Annotated in this window: 17 protein-coding genes and 1 pseudogene; 12 read left to right on the top strand and 6 right to left on the bottom strand. The window is 74.1% G+C overall.

Annotated elements, in window-relative coordinates:
• Positions 1–242: 242 nt before the first annotated feature.
• On the bottom strand, positions 243–1,898 hold the full coding sequence (locus tag D5H75_RS36325) for a catalase (RefSeq protein ID WP_119931139.1): 1,656 nt from the start codon (positions 1,896–1,898) through the stop codon (positions 243–245).
• A gap of 274 nt (positions 1,899–2,172) precedes the next feature.
• Entirely contained in the window at positions 2,173–3,750 is a 1,578-nt protein-coding gene (locus D5H75_RS36320) for an MDR family MFS transporter (protein ID WP_119931138.1), read from the bottom strand.
• 391 nt (positions 3,751–4,141) lie between these two features.
• Between D5H75_RS36320 and D5H75_RS36315 the strand changes: the two genes are divergently transcribed.
• The 11 genes from D5H75_RS36315 (at position 4,142) to D5H75_RS36270 (ending at position 14,670) form a co-directional block, all read left to right on the top strand.
• Positions 4,142–4,789: a class F sortase gene (locus D5H75_RS36315; RefSeq protein ID WP_119931137.1), complete on the top strand. Its 648-nt coding sequence runs from the start codon at positions 4,142–4,144 to the stop codon at positions 4,787–4,789.
• A 55-nt stretch (positions 4,790–4,844) separates the two neighbouring features.
• Positions 4,845–5,648: an IclR family transcriptional regulator gene (locus D5H75_RS36310; protein ID WP_202638848.1), complete on the top strand. Its 804-nt coding sequence runs from the start codon at positions 4,845–4,847 to the stop codon at positions 5,646–5,648.
• Between the two features lie 194 nt (positions 5,649–5,842).
• Positions 5,843–6,871: an aromatic ring-hydroxylating dioxygenase subunit alpha gene (locus D5H75_RS36305; protein WP_119931135.1), complete on the top strand. Its 1,029-nt coding sequence runs from the start codon at positions 5,843–5,845 to the stop codon at positions 6,869–6,871.
• On the top strand, positions 6,868–7,014 hold the full coding sequence (locus D5H75_RS42325; RefSeq protein WP_202638847.1) for a hypothetical protein: 147 nt from the start codon (positions 6,868–6,870) through the stop codon (positions 7,012–7,014). Before D5H75_RS36305 ends, D5H75_RS42325 begins: the two co-directional genes overlap by 4 nt.
• A complete protein-coding gene (locus tag D5H75_RS36300) occupies positions 7,011–7,919 on the top strand; it encodes a PDR/VanB family oxidoreductase (RefSeq protein ID WP_119931134.1) in 909 nt (302 codons plus the stop codon). Before D5H75_RS42325 ends, D5H75_RS36300 begins: the two co-directional genes overlap by 4 nt.
• A gap of 129 nt (positions 7,920–8,048) precedes the next feature.
• Entirely contained in the window at positions 8,049–8,519 is a 471-nt protein-coding gene (locus D5H75_RS36295; RefSeq protein WP_242454724.1) for a MarR family winged helix-turn-helix transcriptional regulator, read from the top strand.
• A gap of 241 nt (positions 8,520–8,760) precedes the next feature.
• Positions 8,761–9,627, top strand: coding sequence for a crotonase/enoyl-CoA hydratase family protein (locus tag D5H75_RS36290; protein ID WP_119931133.1), 867 nt, complete (start codon positions 8,761–8,763; stop codon positions 9,625–9,627).
• The gene (locus D5H75_RS36285) at positions 9,620–11,644 is read left to right on the top strand and encodes an acetoacetate--CoA ligase (protein WP_119931132.1); all 2,025 of its coding nucleotides are present in this window, start codon (positions 9,620–9,622) and stop codon (positions 11,642–11,644) included. The genes D5H75_RS36290 and D5H75_RS36285 overlap by 8 nt, the downstream gene beginning before the upstream one ends.
• Positions 11,641–12,636, top strand: a complete 996-nt coding sequence (locus tag D5H75_RS44415) for a 3-hydroxyacyl-CoA dehydrogenase NAD-binding domain-containing protein (protein ID WP_202638845.1) — start codon at positions 11,641–11,643, stop codon at positions 12,634–12,636. The genes D5H75_RS36285 and D5H75_RS44415 overlap by 4 nt, the downstream gene beginning before the upstream one ends.
• Positions 12,637–12,720: 84 nt before the next feature.
• Complete coding sequence (locus tag D5H75_RS36275; RefSeq protein WP_119931206.1) at positions 12,721–13,587, top strand: amidohydrolase family protein; 867 nt, start codon at positions 12,721–12,723, stop codon at positions 13,585–13,587.
• Positions 13,588–13,908: 321 nt separating this feature from the next.
• Complete coding sequence (locus D5H75_RS36270; RefSeq protein WP_119931131.1) at positions 13,909–14,670, top strand: class I SAM-dependent methyltransferase; 762 nt, start codon at positions 13,909–13,911, stop codon at positions 14,668–14,670.
• Positions 14,671–14,910: 240 nt separating this feature from the next.
• Here D5H75_RS36270 and D5H75_RS44715 read toward each other — a convergent pair.
• The 3 genes and pseudogenes from D5H75_RS44715 to D5H75_RS36255 form a co-directional block, all read right to left on the bottom strand.
• Positions 14,911–15,201: pseudogene (locus D5H75_RS44715) on the bottom strand (MmyB family transcriptional regulator); the annotation flags it as partial.
• Positions 15,202–15,279: 78 nt separating this feature from the next.
• Positions 15,280–16,188, bottom strand: coding sequence for an NADP-dependent oxidoreductase (locus D5H75_RS36260; RefSeq protein ID WP_119931129.1), 909 nt, complete (start codon positions 16,186–16,188; stop codon positions 15,280–15,282).
• A 55-nt stretch (positions 16,189–16,243) separates the two neighbouring features.
• Positions 16,244–17,704 carry an MFS transporter gene (locus tag D5H75_RS36255; protein ID WP_202638844.1) on the bottom strand — a complete coding sequence of 487 codons (1,461 nt, stop codon included), beginning with the start codon at positions 17,702–17,704 and terminating at the stop codon, positions 16,244–16,246.
• A 106-nt stretch (positions 17,705–17,810) separates the two neighbouring features.
• Between D5H75_RS36255 and D5H75_RS36250 the strand changes: the two genes are divergently transcribed.
• Positions 17,811–18,722, top strand: coding sequence for a LysR family transcriptional regulator (locus D5H75_RS36250; protein ID WP_202638843.1), 912 nt, complete (start codon positions 17,811–17,813; stop codon positions 18,720–18,722).
• A 131-nt stretch (positions 18,723–18,853) separates the two neighbouring features.
• Here the strand turns inward: D5H75_RS36250 and D5H75_RS36245 are convergent, their stop codons facing one another.
• Positions 18,854–20,113, bottom strand: a complete 1,260-nt coding sequence (locus D5H75_RS36245; protein WP_119931128.1) for an RNA polymerase sigma factor — start codon at positions 20,111–20,113, stop codon at positions 18,854–18,856.
• Position 20,114 lies beyond the last annotated feature (1 nt).

Genomic DNA, 20,114 nt, shown 5'->3' with positions numbered 1-20,114 from the left:
CACCCGGGACCGGGGGCGGGGGAGCGGCGAGCGTGGCGCGGCTCAGCCGTACGGCGGGGCGGTCCGCGGCGGGGTGGTGCGCGGCGGGGCGGTGCGCGGCGGGGCGGTGCGCGGCGGGGCGGCGCGCGGCGGGGCGGTGCGCGGCGGGGCGGTGCGCGGGCGGGCCGTACGGGCGGCGGGGCGAGGCGAAGGGGCGAGGCGGCGCGGGCGCGGGACGGCGTTCCCCGCGCCGCCTCACCGGGTCACGATCGGGTGGCGCGCTCGTTCGGGACGACGTGCGTCATCTTCAGGCCGGAGACGTCGCGCGGCCCGTTGCGCCCCAGTTTGGCCAGGCGGTTCCGGTCCTCCTCCGTCAGGTCCTGGCCCGGCAGCGGCTCCAGGTGCGCGACGTCCTGCGGCTCGATGCCCAGGCCCTCGCCCACGCGCAGGCCGAGGTCGTCCTCCACCATCAGGAAGTGCCAGACCATGCGCTCCTGGATGCGCCGGTCGCACTGGGTGAGCGCGGACACGAAGTTCCGCACCAGGTCGTCCTGCTCCCACGGCTCCATCAGCAGGTACCGCTGGCCCGCCTGCACGTAGTCGTTCGTGCGCGGGATCCGCTTGCGGGTCAGCCGCCCGCTGATCACCGGCCCCTGCTCGTCCGGCGTGGCGTAGTCCGACTCCCGCAGCCCGTCCAGCAGCGACGGCTCGTAGTTGATGTGCGGGCTCTCGCCGCCGGTGTCCACGAAGTACGTCATCTGGCCGTCGCGCTGGTTCGTCCGGATGTCGGCGTTCTTCGCCTGGTTCACCGGCAGTTGCAGGTAGTTCGGGCCCACGCGGTACCGCTGGGTGTCGCTGTAGGAGAACGTCCGCCCGACCAGCATCTTGTCGTCGGAGAAGTCCAGCCCGTCCACCAGCACGCCGGTGCCGAAGGCGATCTGCTCGTTCTCCGCGAAGAAGTTGGAGACGTTGCGGTTCAGCACCATCCGCCCGACGGGCAGCGCGGGGAACTCGTTCTCCGGCCAGACCTTCGTGTCGTCCAGCGGGTCGAAGTCCAGCTCCGGGTGCTCGTCGTCGCTCATGATCTGCACGAGCAGCTCCCACTCGGGGAAGTCGCCGCGCTCGATCGCCTCGTACAGGTCCTTCGTCGCGTGCCCGAGGTCGTGGGCCTGCACGGCGGCCGCGTCCTCCTCGGTCATGCTCCGCACGCCCTGCTTGGGCATCCAGTGGTACTTCACCAGCACGGTGTCGCCCTGCTGGTTCACCCACTTGTAGGTGTTGACCCCGAACCCCTGCATGTGCCGGTAGTCCGCCGGGATCCCGCGCGGGCTGAACAGGTTGACCAGCATGTGCATGGACTCCGGCGTCATCGACATGAAGTCGAAGATCCGGTTCGGGTCCTGCCGGAACGTCACGGGGTCCGGCTTCAGCGCGTGGATGACGTCGGGGAACTTGATCGCGTCCCGGACGAAGAAGACCGCCAGGTTGTTCCCCACGAGGTCCCAGTTGCCGTCCTCGGTGTAGAACTTGATCGCGAAGCCGCGCGGGTCGCGCGCGGTCTCGGCCGAGTCCCGCCCGCCGATCACCGTCGAGAACCGCACCGCGACGTCGGTGCGCTTCCCCTCCTGCTGGAACAGCTTCGCGCGGGTGTACCGCTCGATCGGCTCGTCCCCGACCTTGCCGTACGCCTCGAAGTAGCCGTACGCGAGGGCCCCCCGCGCGTGCACCACCCGCTCCGGGATGCGCTCCCGGTCGAAGTGGCTGATCTTCTCCAGAAACTGGTAGTTCTCCAGCGTCGCGGGCCCGCGGGCCCCCACCGTCCGCTGGTTCTGATTGTCGTAGACCGGATGGCCCTGCCGGTTGGTGAGCCCGTACCGCCCACCCCCGGTCCCGCCGCCGGTCCCGCCGGTGTCCGTCACAACGACCGCCTCCCCTCGAAAAGACCAGTCCCCTCCTATCCCCTAACCCCGGCCCTAAAAGCCCGCGGGCCCCGCCCCTCGCCCGCCCGGCCCCCCGGCCGTACGGCTCACGCCAGGTGAGCCGCGTGGCGGCGGGGGCTCAGGCCGTACCGAAAAGGCCACGGGGAGCGGGCGTCTCAGGGATGTGAAAGGCCGCCCCGTCGGGTGGACGGGGCGGCCTTCCGGGGGTCGCCGCGGGGGTGGGTGGGCCGCGGCGGCCGGTTTCCAGGGTGGTCTAGTGGGCGGCCGTCTCCTGGGCGAGACGCTCGCCGACCGTCTGGGTGTGCAGCGGCTTCTCCTTGATGAAGAGGACCGCGAGCAGGGCCAGGATGGTCAGCGGGACGCCGATCTTGAACAGGTCCGCCGTGGCCGTGGCGTACACGTCCTGGATGACCTTGACGATCTGGGGCGGGAGCTTGTGGACGTTGGGGACGGCGTTCTCGCCGCCGCCACCGCCGCCCGCCGCCGCCATCGGGCCGAGCTTCTCGGTCATCAGGCTGGTCACCCGGTTGGCCAGGACCGCGCCGAGGGCGCTGACGCCGACCGCGCCGCCCATGCTCCGGAAGAAGGTCAGGGTGGACGTGGTGACGCCGAGGTCCTGCGGGGGCACGTCGTTCTGGGCGGCCAGGACGAGGTTCTGCATCAGCATTCCGACGCCGACGCCCAGCACGGCCATGTACGCCATGAGGACGGGGGTGGCCGTGCCGCCGCCGATGGTGCCGAGCAGGCCCATGCCGGCGAGCATGATCACCGCGCCGGCGACCAGGAAGCCCTTCCACTTGCCCCACTTGGTGATGAGCTGACCGGCGATCGTGGAGGACACCAGCAGGCCGAACACCATCGGCAGGCCCATCAGGCCGGCGACCGTCGGGGACTTGCCCAGGGCGATCTGGAAGTACTGCGACAGGAACACGGTGCCGCCGAACATCGCCACGCCGACCAGGACGCTGGCGATGGTGGCCAGGGTGACCGTGCGGTTGCGGAAGATGCGCAGGGGCACGATCGGCTCGGCGGCCCTGGACTCGACGAGGACCGCGAGCGCGAGGACGACCAGGCCGCCGGCCACCAGGCCGAACGTCCAGCCGGACACCCACTCGAACTTCTGCCCGGCCAGCGAGGACCAGATGAGCAGGGTCGAGACGCCGAGCGTGATCAGGAACGCGCCGAGGTAGTCCACCTTGACCTGCTTGCGCACGACCGGGAGGTTCAGCGTGCGCTGCAGCAGGATGATCGCGACGACCGTGAACGGCACGCCGATGAGGAAGCACCAGCGCCAGCCCAGCCAGGAGGTGTCCACGAGCACGCCGCCGATCAGCGGGCCCGCGACGGTCGCGACGCCGAAGACCGCGCCGAAGAAGCCGGAGTAACGGCCCAGCTCACGCGGCGGGATCAGGGCGGCCGAGACGATCATGGCCAGCGCGGACATGCCGCCCGCGCCGAGGCCCTGGATGACCCGGCTGACGATGAGGACCTCGACGTTCGGCGTGAGGCCGGCGACGAGCGAGCCGATGACGAACAGGCCCAGCGAGAGCTGGATCAGCAGCTTCTTGCTGTAGAGGTCGGCCATCTTGCCCCAGAGGGGGACCGTGGCCGTCATGGCCAGCAGCTCCGACGTGACGATCCACGTGTAGACCGTCTGGGAGCCGTGCAGGTCGGCGATGATCGTGGGCAGGGCGTTCGACACGATCGTCGACGCCAGGATGGACACGAACATGCCCACCAGGAGCCCGGACAGGGCCTGGAGCACTTGCCTGCGCGAGGTGCGCGGTGCTCCGTCGGCCACGGCCTCGGGCGGCGCGGAGGTGGCGGTCATACTTCCCTCGGGTTTCTCACATGCGGACACGGGCGGCCGGAGCCGGTTGTACGGCTTCGCGAGCGTGGTGGACGGCGGACCGGGACGGCGCGATCAGCGAAGAAGTTCCGGCAGCATGGCGGGGCGGGTTACGTCCTGCCCGTAATCGGCATAGCTGTCCACGAGGGGGTCAACGTGGCAACGCGCTGGGAAATTTCAGAGACTGCAAACTTTAAGCGTGACATAGGTCATACGGGGCGCTTGTTGACTTATGGGACCTGAGTGCCTCTGAGTCCCTGTCGGCGGCGTTTCGTCCGCTTTCTGGGGTACTGGAACCGCACGTTCCATCCCAGGGGGTAACCATGCCACTGCGAGCCGTACCGGCGGCGGATGTCCCGGGGCGGGCCCGCCCATGGTGCTGAAGCTCGTCGCCGCGCTGAGCCTGCTGCTCGGCGCGGCCCTCATGCTGTACGGCACGTCGCTGCTGGCCGGGAACGGCTCCGCCGTGCGCCCGCTGAACGCCGGGATCGTCCCGCCTGTTCCCGCCGACGCCGCCGTGCCGCCCGCGCGCCCGGTCGAGCAGCGCGCCGAGTCCGTCCCGGTGGAGCTGGTGATCCCGGCCCTCGGCGTGCGTGCCCCGATCCGGCCGGCCGGCCCCGGGGCCCGGGGACTGCCCGACGCGCCGTCGCGGCGGAAGCTGGGCTGGTGGCGGGACGGGCCCCGGCCGGGGTCGGCGGCGGGCACGATCGTGGTCACGGGGCACGCCGAGGGGGCGGAGGGAGGCCCCGCGGCCTTCTACGACCTCGCCCGCGCGCCCCTCGGCAGCACGGTCAGGGTCGTGACCGCCGGGGGCGAGCACGTGGTGTACCGCATCGTGGCCCGGCGCACGTTCCGCCGCGGCCACCCGCCGCGCGACGTCCTCACGCGCTCGGGCCCGCCGCGCCTGGCCCTCGTGACCTGCGAGTGCGTCTCCCGCAGGCGCGGGCGGCACCACCGCGGCGGCCTCGTGGTCTACGCGGTGCCGAAACGCGCCCCCGTCTCCCCGGTCGCGGGCCGGTAGCGGACCCGCCCGGGGGCCCTTGCCGGGCGCGGGCGGGCGCGGGCAGAGTACGGCCGTGCCCCAAGATCGGCCCGCCCGGCCCCCGGTCACCCGGCGCGTCCTGGCGATCCTCGCGGCGTTCACCCCCGAGACGCCCGCGATGCCGCTCGCGGAGATCGCCCGCCGCGCCGGCCTGCCGCCCGCGACCGCGCACCGCCTGGTCGCCGAGCTGACCCGGTGGGGCGCGCTGGAACGGGACGAGCGCGGGGTCTACCGGATCGGGCTGCGCCTGTGGGAGGTGGGCGCGCTCGCGCCGCGCGGGCTGGGGCTGCGCGAGGCCGCGATGCCGTTCCTGGAGGACCTGTACGAGGCGACGCACGAGAACGTGCAGCTCGCCGTGCTGGACGGGCTGGAGGTCGTCTACCTGGAGCGGATCTCCGGCCGCGACGCGGTGCACGTGTTCACCCGGGTCGGCGGCCGGTTCGACGCCTGCGCCACCGGGGTCGGCCTGGCCCTGCTCGCCCACGCCGACCGGGAGCTGCAGGAACGCGCGATCGCCGCGCCCAAGCTCCGCCGTACCCCCAAGACGATCTGCGACCCCGGCGAGCTGCGCCGCGTCCTCGCCGACGTGCGCAGGACCGGCGTGGCCATCAGCGACGGCCAGGTCGAGCTGGTCGCCCTCTCGGTGGCCGCCCCCGTCTTCGGCCCCGGGGACCGCGCGGTCGCCGCCGTCTCCGTGGTCGTCCCGTCCCGCGAACGCGCCGCCCTCCCGCTCGTCCCGGCCGTCCTCGCCGCCGCCCGCGGCATCTCCCGCGCGCTGGGCGCACCCCGCGCCCTCCGCGCCCCCGACTCGGTACGGCAGAGCCGCCCCACTCCCTAGGGAGACCTCCTGGGAGGGCTCTCCGGGGAGACTCCCAGGGAAGGCGTCCTGGTGAGAGTCCTTGGGGACGCTCGCTGGGAAAGCGGATTCCGTTGGACGGAATCGGGGGTGGAGGCGGGGGCGGCGAGTGGGGACAGTCGTCGTGTTTCCCTGAACCCGCCCGTATCGGGCCGTCCGGTGAGGAGCACGCGGCCATGCCGTTCCCGCGCAACCAGTGGTACGTCGCCGCCTACGGGAAGGAGATCGGGAGCGAGGGCATGCTCGCGCGGACGATCTGCGGCGAGCCGATCGTGTTCTACCGGACGTCGGCGGGGGAGGTGGCGGCGCTCAACGACCGGTGCGTGCACCGGAGGTACCCGCTGTCCGAGGGCAACCGCGACGGGGACACGATCGTGTGCGGGTACCACGGGTTCACGTACGCCCCGGACGGCCGCTGCGTCGCCGTACCCGGGCAGACCCGGATCCCGCGGACCGCGCGCGTGCCCGTCTACCGGGTGGTGGAGCGGGACTCGCTGGTGTGGGTGTGGATCGGGGACGCCGAGGCGGCCGACCCGCAGGCGATCCCGCGCGCGCCGTGGCTCGACTCGCCGGACTGGGTGACCGTGCGCGGGATGGAGCCGCTGGCCGCGCGCTACGAGCTGCTGGTGGACAACCTGCTGGACCTGTCGCACGAGACCTACCTGCACGGGGGCTACATCGGCACGCCCGAGGTGGCGCAGACGCCGATCACGACCGAGGTGGACGAGAAGGCCGGGGTCGTCTACGTCAGCCGCCGGATGACCGACGTGGAGTGCCCGCCGTTCTACGCGAGGTCCACGGGGATCGACGGGCGCATCGACCGGTGGCAGGACATCGAGTACCACCCGCCGTGCCTGTACCTGCTGCACAGCCGCATCGCGCCGACCGGGGTGGCGCCGCTGGCCGACGGGGACGACCCGCGCGCCTGCCACGCCGAGATCGTCTACGCGATCACGCCGGAGACCGAGACGAGCACCCACGACTTCTGGATGGTCTCCCGCGACTTCGCCCGTGAGGACGAGGAGGTCAGCGCGTTCCTCGCGGAGAGCAACCGCACGGTGGTGCTCCAGGACGTGCGCGCGCTCGACCTGCTGGAGAAGGTCATCGCCGCCGAGCCCGAGGGCTACCAGGAGCTCAGCATCAACATCGACACCGGCGGCCTGGCCGCGCGCCGCCTGCTCAAGCGGATGGTCGAGGGCGCGTGAGCGGGCGGCTACGGGTCGAGTGGGTCCCCGGCACCGACGAGCTGACCGGCGTCTGCCACTGCGGGGCCGTACGGCGGGCCGGGAATCCGGCCGAGATCTGGGACTTCCTGCTCGACCACCCCGCGCACGGGACGGCCCGGTGAGGCTCGTCGTCGCGGGCAAGCGCGAGATCGCCGAGGGGGTCGCGCACCTGACGCTGCGCGACCCCGGCGGCGCCCCGCTCCCGCCGTGGACCCCCGGCGCCCACGTGGACCTCGTGCTCACGCCCGCCCTGACCCGGCCGTACTCCCTCTGCGGCGACCCGGCCGACCGCACGTCCTACGAGCTGGCCGTACGGCATGAGCCCGCCGGCCGGGGCGGGTCCCGGCACGTCCACGAGGAGCTGGCGGCCGGGGACGAACTGGAGGTGCGGGGGCCGCGCAACGAGTTCGAGCTGGTCCCGGCCGGGCGGTACCTGTTCGTCGCCGGCGGCATCGGGATCACGCCGATCCTCCCGATGATCGCCGAGGCGGAGTCTCGGGGCGTCCCCTGGCGGCTCGTGTACGGCGGGCGCACGCGGGCGTCGATGCCGTTCCTCGACCGGCTCACCGGGGACCGCGTGGAGCTGTATCCGCAGGACGAGACCGGGTTCCCCGACCTGGACGCGCTGTCGCCCGGGGACGCCCTGGTCTACTGCTGCGGCCCGTCCGGCCTGGTCGACGAGGTCGTGCGGCGGTGCCCGCCGGGCTCGGTGCGGGTCGAGCGGTTCACGCCGCGTGAGGACGCCGGGGCCGGGCCCCGGGCGGCGTTCGAGGTCGAGCTGGCGCGGTCCGGGCGGGCCCTCACCGTGCCCGCGGACCGGTCGATCCTTTCCGTGCTGGAGGAGGCCGGGGTGCCGGTGCTCTCGTCCTGTCAGGAGGGCACGTGCGGCACCTGCGAGACCGACGTCCTCGGCGGCGTGCCGGACCACCGGGACTCCCTGCTCACCCCGGAGGAACGGGCGGCCGGCGACACGATGATGATCTGCGTGTCCCGCTCGCTGACCCCGCGCCTGGTGCTCGACCTCTGACCTCCCGGGACCCGATGGCGACGCCGTACGACGAGGTGGGCGGGCCGCCCGGCTCCGGCGGGGCGGGGACGCCGTATCGTGAGGTCCGGCGCGTCTCGGGCGGGGCGCGGGACCTGGGAGGCGGGGCGCGTGGGGAGCAGGCCGGTCGGCGCGGACGGCGGTCACGTGCTGCTCGGGTCGTCCTCGCCGTCGCTGCTCTACATGGTCAAGCAGGTCGAGCTGGCCATCCGGGCGCGCATCGACGAGATCGTGCGGGCCAGCGACATCACGGTGCTGCAGTACACCGCCCTGACGGTCCTCCTCCGGCACGAGGAGCCGGTCTCCTCGGCCCAGCTCGCCCGCAACTCCTTCGTCACCGCGCAGTCGATGGCCGACATGGTCGCCGCCCTGGAACGCCGCGGCCTCATCGAGCGCCACACGGATCCCAGGCACCGCCGCCGTCTCCTGATCCGTCTCACCCCGTCCGGCCGCGACCTGATCGAACGCCACGAGGCCGAGATCTCCGCGCTCGAAGCCCGCATGGTCGCGGGCCTCACCCCCGCCCAGGTCGAGTCCTTCCGCCAGGCCCTCAACGCCTGCCGCCGCGCCCTCACGGAGTAACCCCGCCTCCACTGGAGCCCCGCGCGCGGGCAAACCTCCGCGCGGGGGCAAACCTCCGCGCGCGGGAAGACCTCCGCGTGCCGGCGGCCGTGCGCGCGGGGGGAACGCGCGCGGGGGAAACGCCGTGCGCGGGGATGGGGACTGCCCGCGGAGGGGCGGGCATCGAGGGGGAGATTTCGGGGTTCGGGCTCTGTTTGAATGTCAGGAAACCTGATACTAATTGCGGCACGCGCCCCGACGGATGAGGAGCCGTGCCTTGACGAATCCCCTCGGTTCTCCCGACGGCGGCGGTGTCCCGCTGCCTTCCTCTCTCTCGCTGGAACGGAGGGGGGAGATCGCCGTGCTGCGGCTCAGCCGGGCGGCGAAGCGCAACGCGCTCGACGACGCGACTGTGCTCGGGCTCGGGGCGTTCTTCACGTCGCCGCCGGAGTGGGCCAGGGTGGTCGTCCTGGACGCCGAGGGCGACCACTTCTGCGCCGGGCTGGACCTGGCGGAGCTGGCCGAGCGGGACGCGTTCGGGGGGCTGCGGCACTCGCGGATGTGGCACGCGGCGTTCGAGCGGATCGAGTCCGGCTCCGTGCCGGTGATCGCGGTGCTGAAGGGCGCCGTGATCGGCGGCGGGCTGGAGCTGGCCTGCGCCGCCCACCTGCGCGTCGCCGAGGCGACCACCTTCTACGCCCTGCCCGAGGGACAGCGGGGGCTGTTCCCCGGGGGCGGCGCGTCGGTGCGGGTGCCCCGGCTGATCGGGGCGCACCGGATGGCCGACATGATGCTCACCGGCCGGGTCCACGACGCCGAGGCCGGGCAGGCGCTCGGGCTGTCGCACTACCTGACCGCGCCCGGCGAAGGGCTCGCCGAGGCGCTGCGCCTGGCGGAGAAGGTCGCCTCGAACTCCCCGGTCAGCAACTACGCCGTGATCCAGGCGCTGCCGCGGATCGCCGCGAGCAACCCCGCCGACGGCTACTTCATGGAATCCCTCATGGCCGCCGTCGCCCAGTCCGGCGACGAGGCCAAACGACGGATGCGCGCCTTCCTCGACGGGCGCGCCGCCAAGGTCACCAAGGATGCCAAGGTCAGCACGGACGCCAAGGAGTCCCCCGATGCCTGAGCTCCCCGAACCCCCCGCACTCCCCGAGAACCCCGGCCCACCCCGCACCCCCGCGTTCTCCGCCGACCCCGAACCGCTGTACTCCCCCGGCCCGGACGCCCGCGAGGGCACCCAGCTCGGCCGGTTCCTCGACTGGCTGGCCGCCGAGCGTGGCCTGCGCTTCGACGACTGGGCCGCCCTGCACGCCTGGTCCGTGTCCGACCTGGCCGGCTTCTGGTCCGCGCTCTGGGAGTTCTTCCAGATCAAGGCCGCCAAGCCGTACGACGAGGTGGTGTCGGGGCGGGAGATGCCCGGCGCGGTCTGGTTCCGGGGCGCGCTGCTGAACTACGCCGAGCACATGTTCGGCGAGCCGGAGGACGCCGGCCGGGTGGCCGTGCTGGGCCGTTCGCAGACCCGGCCGGACGTCACGCTGACCTTCGGCGAGCTGCGCGAACAGGTGGCCCGGGCCCGCGCGGGGCTGCGCCGCCTCGGCGTCGGGCGCGGCGACCGCGTCGTCGCCTACCTCCCGAACATCCCCGAGACGCTGGTGGCGTTCCTGGCCACCGCGAGCCTCGGCGCGGTCTGGGCGAGCTGCGCCCCCGAGTTCGGCGCGCCCGGCGTGATCGACAGGTTCGGCCAGGTCGAGCCCACCGTGCTGCTCGTCGTGGACGGCTACAGGTACGGCGAACGCCACGTGGACCGCCGCGGCGAGGTGGCCGCGCTCCGCGAGGGCCTGCCGACGGTCCGCCACGTCGTGCACGTGCCGTACGGCGGGAACGCGGTCCCGGACGCGGTGACCTGGGACGACCTGCTGGACGGGGACCCCGGGCCGCTGGAGTTCGAGCACGTCCCGTTCGACCACCCGCTGTTCGTGCTGTTCACCTCGGGGACGACCGGCAAGCCCAAGGCGATCGTGCACGGGCACGGCGGCATCCTGATCGAGCACTTCAAGAACGGCGGCCTGTCCTGGGATCTCAAGCCCGGCGACCGCATGCTCTGGTTCTCCACCACCGCCTGGATGCTGTGGAACGCCCTGGTCTCCGCGCTGCTCCTGCGGGCGTCGATCGTCATGCTGGACGGCGACCCGGCGTACCCCGACATCGCGGGGCAGTGGCGCACGGCCGGGGAGACCGGGGCGACGCTCGTCGGCGTCAGCCCCGCCTACCTCATGACCTGCCGGAAGCAGGGCGTCAGGCCCGCCGAGGTCGCCGACCTGTCGCGGCTGAACCAGCTCGGCGTGGCCGGCAGCCCGCTGCCGGTCGAGGGGTACCACTGGGTGCACGAGCAGTTCGGCGGACGGGTGCTGCTCAACGTGGGCTGCGGCGGCACCGACCTGTGCTCGGCGATCATCCAGGGCAGCCCCCTCCAGCCGGTCTGGGCCGGCGAGATCTCCGGGCCCTGCCTGGGCGTGGACGCCAAGGCGTACGACCCCGACGGGAACGTCGTGGTCGGCGAGCTGGGCGAACTCGTGATCACCGCCCCGATGCCGTCCATGCCGGTCGGGTTCTGGGGCGACGAGGACGGCAGCCGGTACCGCGCGGCGTACTTCGAGGACTACCCCGGCGTGTGGCGGCACGGCGACTGGGTCCGGTTCCTGCCCACCGGCAGCGCGATCATCACCGGCCGCTCGGACGCGACCCTCAACCGGGGCGGCGTGCGGCTGGGCACGGCGGAGTTCTACCGCGTCGTCGAGGAGCTGCCGGAGATCGACGACAGCCTCATCGTGCACCTGGAGGACCGCGACGGCGGCCTGGGCGAACTCCTGCTGTTCGTACGTCCGGCGGACGGCGTGGACCTGGACGACGCGCTGCGGGACCGGCTGCGGCTGGCCCTGCGGACGGCGCTCTCGCCCCGCCACGTGCCGGACCGGATCATCGCGGTGGCCTCGGTCCCGCGCAACCGCACGGGCAAGAAGGTCGAGGTCCCGGTGAAGCGCATCCTGCTCGGCGAGGACCCGGACAAGGTCGCCAGCCGGGAGTCGCTCACCGACCCGTCCTCGCTGGACGCCTTCGTGGCGCTGGCCGGGGACCGCGCGTGATCCGCCGGGTCGCCGTCGTCGGCACGGGCGTCATCGGCACGAGCTGGGCGGCGTACTTCCTGGCCAAGGGCCTGGACGTCGTCGCGGCCGACCCGGCCCCCGGCGCGGAGGACCGCCTGCGCGCCGGCGTCGACGCCGCCTGGCCCGCCCTCACCCGCCTCGGCCTCGCGCCGGACGCCTCCCTCGACCGCCTGACCTTCGTCTCCGAAGTGCGGCAGGCCGTGGCCGGCGCGGACTTCGTGCAGGAGAACGGGCCGGAGCGCGAGGACCTCAAGGCCGCGCTGATCGCGGAGCTGGACGAGGCCGCGCCGCCCCGGACGGTGATCGCGAGCAGTTCGTCGGGGTTCACACCGACCCGGTTGCAGGCGATGTGCGCCCGGCGTCCGGAGCGCGTCGTCGTCGGGCACCCCTTCAACCCCGCGCACCTCATCCCCCTGGTGGAGGTCGTCCCCGCGAGCCGTACCGGATTCGGGGGCGGCGGCGGGAGCCGTACCGGATCCGGGGGCGGCGGCGGGGAGGGCGTGCCCTGGGCGGCGGAGGCGGCGTACCGGTTCTACGAGGGGGTCGGGAAACGGCCGATCCTGCTGCGGCGGGAGCTGCCGGGGCACCTGGCGAACCGGTTGCAGGCGGCGCTGTGGCGCGAGGCGTACTCGCTGGTCGAGCGGGGCGCGGCGAGCGTGGCCGACATCGACGCGGCGATCGCGTACGGCCCGGGGCTGCGCTGGGCGCTGCTCGGGCCGCTGGCGAACCAGCACCTCTCGGGCGGCGCGGGAGGGCTGGCGCACGTGCTGGCGCACCTCGGGCCGCCGACGGAGAAGCTCATGGACGACCTGGGCGGCACCCCGCGCCTGACGCCGGAACTGGTGTCCGCCCTGGTCGGCGGCGTCAACGAGGAGCTGGGCCACCTCGACCCCGTCGCGCTCGTGGCCCAGCGGGACGAGCTGCTGCTGGACCTGCTCGCCCGCAAGGCCGCCGCCGACTCCCTGCCCTGAACCCCACAGACCCCACCGGGTTCCTGGAGAACGGGAATCCAGGAACCCCCGGAAACAGGAGGACCCGTGCGCTACGAGCCCCGGATCGACGTGGACTCCCTGGCCGCGATCGACGTCCACACGCACGTCGAGCGGGACGCCCACGGCTGTTTCTCGCTCGACGAGGAGCTGATGGCGGCCTCGGCGAAGTACTTCAGGGCCGGGGCGCACCGCACGCCGTCCCTGGCCGAGATCGCCGGCGTCTACCGCGAGCGGCGGATGGCCGCCGTCGTGTTCACCGTGGACGCGACCGCCGCCACCGGCCACCCCGCCCTGTCCAGCGAGGAGATCGCCGAGGGCGCGGCCGAGCACGCCGACGTGCTGATCCCCTTCGGCTCGGTGGACCCCTGGCAGGGCCGCGCGGCCGTACGGCGGGTGCGGCGGCTCGCCGGGGAGTACGGCGTGCGGGGCTTCAAGTTCCACCCCAGCCTCCAGGCGTTCGAGCCCAACGACCGCGCCTTCTACCCGCTCTACGAGGCGATCCAGGAGGCGGGCGCGATCGCCCTCTTCCACACCGGCCAGACCGGCATCGGCGCGGGACTGCCCGGCGGGCGCGGGATCAAGCTGCGCTACTCCGACCCGATGCTCCTGGACGACGTCGCCGCCGACTTCCCGGACCTGAAGATCATCATGGCCCACCCGTCGGTGCCCTGGGTGGACTCGGCGATCTCCATCGCCACCCACAAGGCCAACGTCTACATGGACCTGTCCGGCTGGCTCCCCAAGTACTTCCCGCCGCAGCTCGTCCGCCAGGCCGGGAACCTCCTCAAGCACAAGCTGCTCTTCGGCTCCGACTTCCCGGTCATCACCCCCGACCGCTGGCTCGACTCGTTCGCCGGGCTCGACCTGAAGGACGAGGTCCGCCCCCTCATCCTCAAGGACAACGCCGTCACCCTCCTCGGCCTCAAGTAGCCCCCCGGGAGGAGGGCGCCGAGTCGTAGACGAACGCGCCGCCCCGGTGACCGGCGGGTTTGGTGTGAGCGGGTCGGTAGTCCGCTCCCCGGCCGGGCGGGGCGGCGCGCCTCGAAAAGGAACCACGCCTGCGCGTGCCTCTGGATCACGACTCTACAGCGAATGATCATGAGTTGTCCTTTTCCATGCACTTCGCCGGCTCACGCCGTACGGGATGGAGCGGCGCGGCGGGCGCGCGTCGCCGTACCCGGGGGACGGGGAGGGCACTGCCTGGGGAAATCCGGATGCGGGCGCCGGGGCGGGGGTGGGAACATCCCGGGCGTGGGGCGTACGTATGAGGAACTGGTGGCGGAGGCGGCCTCGGCGCCGGTCGAGGGCTGGGACTTCTCCTGGCTGGACGGGCGTGCGACCGAGGCGCGGCCGTCGTGGGGTTACCAGCGGCTGATGGGGGAGCGGATGGCGCGCGCCGAGGTGGCGCTCGACATCCAGACCGGCGGCGGCGAGGTGCTCGCGGGCGTGCCCCGGCTGGCGCCCTTCACCGTGGCCACCGAGTCGTGGGCGCCCAACGCCGCGCGCGCCAGGGACCTGCTGAACCCGCGCGGCGCCGCCGTCGTCGAGGACGCGGACGAGCCGCCGCTGCCGTTCCGGGACGAGACGTTCGACCTGGTGGTGAGCCGGCATCCGGTGACCGTGTGGTGGGCGGAGATCGCCCGGGTGCTGCGCCCCGGCGGGACGTACTTCTCCCAGCAGGTGGGCCCGGAGAGCGTGTTCGAGCTGGCCGAGTTCTTCCTCGGCGACCTGCCCGAGGAGGCGTACCGGGCGCGGCGGCCCGAGGACGCGCGCGCCGGGGCGGAGGCGGCCGGTCTCCGGGTGGTGGACCTGCGGTCCGAACGCCTCCCGATGACCTTCCTCGACGTCGGCGCGGTGATCTACTTCCTCCGCAAGGTCATCTGGATCGTCCCCGGTTTCACCGTCGAGCGTCACGCCGACCGCCTGCGCGCCATGCACGACCACATCCAGCGGGAGGGCCGCTTCGTCGCCCACTCCGCCCGCTTCCTCATAGAGGCCGCCAAACCCGCCTGACCGCCCCGCCCCGCCCCGCCTGCCCGCGCGTGCGCGTGAGCCGTACGGCGCGCGCCCGCCGCCCGAGAGCGGACGGCCCGCGCTCAGACGCGGACGTCCGGCGCTCAGACGCGGACGGGCCCGGGCGCGGCGGCGATCACGCGGAGCGCCGCCTCCGAGGGCGAAGCGGGTTTCGCGGTGTAGGCGATGAGGGTTGCGCTCCCGGGGCGGCAGCGCGTCCAGGTCCACGATGAGCCGGGCGAACAGCGGGGTCCAGGCGAGGACGTCCGTGCGGTGCCCCACGACGAACGCGGGGGTGTCCCCCGTCGAGGCGAGCAGCCGCAGCAGCCCCGGCCGCACCTCCTGCCGCGGCGTCTCCCGCCCCGGGTCCCGCACGCGGAGCGCCCGGACGAGGTCGTGCAGGTGGGCCCGCGCCGCCTCCACCCCGCCGCCTGATCCCCCGGGCCCCGCCCGCCGTACGGCACCCGCCTGACGGTGATCCAACGCCCGGGCCGAGCGCCTGGAGGTGGCCCCCGCCACCGTCAGCCTCATGGTCGGCGACCTCACCCGCCGCGGTGGGCTCCCCCGAACGCCGTGCCGCCCACCTTCCGGGGAAGGCGGGCGGCGGGCTCACGCGACCTGGATGACGGTCTTTCCGGGGGTGCGGGGGCGGGAGCGGAAGGCTTCGGCGGCCTCGGCCAGCGGGCGCACGGCTCCCACCACCGGCTCCAGGCGGCCTTCGGTCACCCGGCGGGCGATCTCGGCGAGCTGGGCGCGGTCGGGTTCGACGACGAAGAAGACCGCGCGGCCGTTCTCGGGCCGGATCCTCGGCGGGGCGGCGATCGTGACGAGGGCGCCGCCCGGGCGGACCAGGGCGGCCGAGCGGTCCAGGACCTCGCCGCCGATGACGTCGAAGACCACGTCGGCCCGCTCGGTCAGCGGGTCGTTCGCCAGGTCGAGGAAGGCGTGGGCGCCGAGCCGTACCGCCGTCTCGCGGTCCGCCGCGCGGCCGGTGGCGATGACACGGGCGCCGGCGTCGCGGGCGAGCTGGACGGCGAGCGAGCCGACCCCGCCGGCCGCGCCGTGGATCACGACGGTCTGCCCGGGTTCCAGGCGGCCGTGGACGAACAGCGCCTGCCAGGCGGTGAGCCCGGCCATCGGCAGGGCCGCGCCGCGCACGTGGCCGATCGAGGCGGGCAGCGGCGCCAGGTTCCGCGCCTCGACCGCGACGTACTCGGCCAGCGTCCCGTCCCGCGTCCAGTCGGTGAGCCCGAACACCCGCTGCCCCACGGTGAGCCCCGTCGTCCCGAGCCCCAGTTCGGCGACCTCCCCCGACACCTCGTGCCCGGGGATCACCGGCGCCCGGTCGCGCCCCGCCCGGTCGTGCCAGGTGCCTGGCCAGGCCAGTTCCCCGGGCGTGAACGAGGCCGCCCGCACCCGGACGATCACGTCGTTCTCCGAGGCGTGCGGGTGCGGGGCGTCCTCGAACACGAGCCCGTCGATCCCGGCGGCGGGACCGTGCGCGCGAATCGCCTTCATCCTTGGGTCCTCCCTGTCCTGTCGTGCGTGGTCATCGATGGAGCGGCCGGCGGCCTCAGGCGCGCTCGCGCAGGAGCGGCGGCAGCAGGGCGAGTGCCGTCAGGGCCAGCGCGAGGTTGCCGACCAGCGCGATCGTGAAGGCGCCGGTGTACGCCCCGGGGGCGGCGTCGTGGGACCCGAGGGCGGTGAAGAACACCAGCCCGAGGACGGAGACCCCCAGCGACATGCCCAGCTCGTTCGCGGTCCCCAGCACCCCGCCCGCCGCGCCCGCGTCCTCGGCGGGCACCTGGCTCAGGGCCGTACGGGTCAGCGGGCTCACGCCCAGGCCCTCGCCGAATCCGATCACCGTCAGCGCCGGGACCATGAGCCACCCGGTGAGCGCGGGCCCGGCCGCCCAGGCGGTGACCAGCAGCGCGAGCGTGCCGGCGGCGTTGACGGCGTATCCGAGGGTGAGGACGTGGCGTCCGAGCCGCCCCTGCAGGCGCGGGGCCAGCAGCGAGGCCGCCGCGAACGCCACCGCGAGCGGGACGAAGGTGAGCCCGGCGGTCAGCGGCCCGTACCCCAGCCCGGTCTGGAGCTCCAGCGTGAGCACGAAGAACAGCCCCGCGTTCCCGGCGAAGAACGCCAGCCCGATCGCGCTCCCCGCCGAGAAGGTCCGCAGCCGGAACAACCGGGGGTTCACCAGCGGGCTCCCGCCCCGCGCGGCGAGACGCCGCTCCCACGCCACGAACGCGACGCCCACGGGCGCGGCCGCGGCCAGCGAGACGAACGTCCAGGCCGGCCACCCCGACTGGTGCCCCTCGACGAGGGGGAGCGACAGCAGCAGCAGCGCCCCGCTGAGCAGCCCGACCCCCACCAGGTCCAGCCGGGCGCCCCGCGCCCCGCCGCCCGGCAGCGTACGGCTCGCGCCGACGAGCGTGAGCAGCCCGAGGGGGACGTTGACCAGGAACACGTTGCGCCAGCCGAGCCCGAACAGGTCGAGGTGGATCAGCAGCCCGCCGATGACCTGCCCGGCGATGGACGCCAGCCCGATCGTCGCGCCGAAGACCGCGAACGCCCTGACCTTGGCCCGCCCGGTGAACGCGGTCTGGAGCACGGCGAGCACCTGCGGATACAGGAGCGCCGCTCCCACGGCCTGCGCGACCCGGAACGCGATCAGCGTGACCGGGCCGGGCGCGAGCCCGGCCGCCAGCGACGCCAGCGTGAACACCGCGGTCCCGATCATGAAGAGCCGCCGCGCGCCGAACAGGTCGCCCAGCCGCCCGCCGGTCACCAGCAGCAGCCCGTACACCAGCACGTATCCGCTGACCGCCAGCTCCACCTGCGCGAACGTGGCGTTCAGGTCCGCCCGGATGGACGGCACCGCCACGTTCACGATGAACGAGTCCAGGATCGCCAGGAACGTCCCGGCCATCGCCACCAGCAGCATCCACAGGCCGCGCCCGGCGATCCGCCCGTCGTCCTCGCCGCCCGGCCCGACCGGGGCCGCGGCGGGGGCCTCCAGCACCGCGCTCATCTCGCTCAACCTCCAGCTCAGTCGTCTCCCGACGCCTCAACCCTCGTGCCGGGGCGCGTGCGGAACAATGACGAAGCGGGCAACGAGGGATAAGCGAGAGTTATCAATGCTGGAGCGGCACGAGATCGACGCGTTCCTGACCCTGGCCGAGGAGCTGCACTTCGGCCGTACGGCGGAACGCCTGCGCCTCTCGCAGGCGCGCGTCAGTCAGACGATCAAGAAGCTGGAGCGAAGGATCGGCGCGCCCCTGTTCGACCGCACGAGCCGCCGGGTCGCGCTCACCCCCCTAGGCGCGGGACTGCACGCCGAGCTGGAGCCGCTGGTGCGGCGGCTCGACGCGCTGGTGGAGCGGACCGTCGCGGCCGCCCGCGGCGTGGACGGGGTGCTGCGGGTGGGCTTCCTCGGCGCGGGCGCGGGCGAGCTGACCCCGTCGATCATGGAGATCTTCCGGTCCCGGCATCCCGGCTGCGAGATCCAGATGCGCGAGGTCCACTTCGCCGACCCGCTCGGCCCCCTCCGCGACGGCGAGGTGGACGTCCTGCTCACCCGTCTCCCCGTCGAGGAGCCCGACCTCACCGTGGGCCCGGTCGTGCTCGCGGAGCCCCGCGTCCTGGCCGTCCCCGCCGGTCACCCGTTCGCCCGCCGTGCGAAGGTCTCGCTGGAGGATCTGGCCCGCGTCACCGTCTTCGGGGTCTCCGGGCCCGCCCCGGCGTACTGGTGGGACTTCCACGTCCCGCGCGAGACCCCGAGCGGGCGCCCCGTCCCCCGGGGGCAGGACGTCACCACCTTCCAGGAGCTCCTGGCCCTCATCGCGGCGGGCCAGGGCGTCTCGCCGGTCGCGGCCTCGGTCAGCCGGTACTACGCCCGCCCCGACGTCGCCTTCGTCCCGCTCGACGACGCCCCCGACACCGAGGTCGCCGTCGTCTGGCGTACGGCGGGGGCCACGGCCCGCACCCACGCCTTCGCCCGGGCCGCCGCCGACGCGGTCGAGTCCAACGGCCGCCCCGCCCGCTACTGACCGCGCCTTCGAGGCGGGACCTCAGGCGTCCTCGCACGGGCCCCTCACGCGTCTTCGCGGGACTTCGCGCGGGCAGGCGTCTTCGCGGGCCTCAAGGCGCCTACGCGCGGGCAGGCGTCTTCGCGCGGGCCTCAGGTGCCCTCGAGCCCGCGGCCGGGCGCGGGCTCGACGCGGGACAGGCGGTGGCGCAGGTGGTCGCGCTCGGGGGCGGTCCGGGCCAGGGCCAGGGCCGCCCGGTACGCTTCGGCGGCCTCGGCGTGGCGTCCGAGGCGTTCCAGCAGGTCGGCGCGGGCCATGGGGTACGGGTGGTAGTCCCGCAGCCGGGGCTCGCCGGCCAGCTCGTCGAGGGCCGCCAGGCCCGCCGCGGGGCCGTCGCGCATGGCGAGGGCGGCCGCCCGGCCGAGCGCCGCGACCGGCGACGGGGACAGCGCCAGCAGCACGTCGTACAGCGCCACGATCTGCGGCCAGTCCGTCGCCGCCGCGTCCGCCGCCTCCGCGTGCAGGGCCGCGATCGCCGCCTGCACGCCGTACGGCCCGGGCGGCCCGCCGGTCAGGGCCTCCCGGACCAGCGGGAGGCCCTCCTCGATCATCGCGCGGTCCCAGCGGCCCCGCTCCTGGTCGGCGAGGAGGACCAGCTCGCCGCCGGGCCCGACGCGGGCGTCGCGGCGCGCGTGGACCAGCAGCATCAGCGCGAGCAGCCCCGCGACCTCGCGCTCCCCGGGCAGCAGCCGGCGCAGGATCCGCGCCAGCCGGATGGCCTCCTCGGCCACGTCGTACCGCTGGAGCGCGGGCCCGGCCGTCGCGGCGTACCCCTCGGTGAAGATCGAGTACAGCGCCTGGAGCACACCCGGCAGCCGTTCCGGCAGCTCGCCGGCGTCCGGGACGCGGAACGGGATCCTCGCCTCCCGGATCTTCCGCTTGGCCCGCACGATCCGCTTGGACATGGTCGCGTCCGGCACCAGGTAGGCCCGGGCGACCTCCGGCGTGCTCAGCCCGGCCAGGCACCGCAGGATCAGCGCCCCGCGGTCCTCGGCCGCCAGCGCCGGGTGGGCGCAGGTGAAGAAGAGCTGCAGCCGCTCGTCGGGGAACTCCCCGGAGTCCTCGCCGGGCGCCGCCGGGGGAGCGGCCCGCTCCGCCTCCGCGTGGAGGAGAGCGAGCCGCGCCGCGTACGCCGTGTCCCGCCGAAGCCGGTCCACCGCCCGCCGCCGGGCCGTGGTCATCAGCCACGCGCCCGGCTTCGGCGGCACCCCCTCGACCGGCCAGTGCACCAGCGCCGCCTCGATCGCCTCGGACGTGACCTCCTCGGCCAGGTCGAGGTCCCCGAACCGCCGCGCCAGCGCCGCCAGCAGCCGTCCCCGTTCCTCACGGAAGACGGCCTCCACGGCCTCCACG

This window comes from Bailinhaonella thermotolerans (assembly GCF_003594875.1).
In the GTDB taxonomy this organism is placed as follows: domain Bacteria; phylum Actinomycetota; class Actinomycetes; order Streptosporangiales; family Streptosporangiaceae; genus Bailinhaonella; species Bailinhaonella thermotolerans.
Note: the sequence above shows the minus strand (reverse complement) of the source record. Positions and strands in the feature narration are given on the sequence as shown.